General features: G+C 55.5%; 1 protein-coding gene. It reads right to left on the bottom strand.

Annotated features, from left to right (window positions below; genetic code table 11):
• Nucleotides 1–272 (bottom strand): autotransporter outer membrane beta-barrel domain-containing protein (locus FDX22_RS16015; protein ID WP_146717449.1); only part of this gene is annotated, 272 nt, incomplete at both ends.

The following is a 272-nucleotide window of genomic DNA, read 5'->3' as shown; positions in this document are numbered from 1 at the left end:
CCGCCGAATCATAATCTGTTGACCCGACATCGCCGTTATCGACGCTGTTATTGTAGAGGCCGTACTGGTACCAGCTATCCACATACAGCCCGCTATGGTCCTTGGCATCCGCAAACCAGGTGGCATAAGCCCCAAGATTGTAACCGGCTACGTTACCACTGGCAGAAAACTGGCTCCCATCCGCCCCTCGGTTACCGGTGCTGTCCGTATCGGCGTTGATATAGCTCACCATCAGCCCTGCTTTCAGGCTCTGCACGCTATCATCCCAGCTC

The organism is Citrobacter sp. TBCS-14 (genome assembly GCF_005280805.1).
Lineage (GTDB): Bacteria > Pseudomonadota > Gammaproteobacteria > Enterobacterales > Enterobacteriaceae > Citrobacter > Citrobacter gillenii.
Note: the sequence above shows the minus strand (reverse complement) of the source record. Positions and strands in the feature narration are given on the sequence as shown.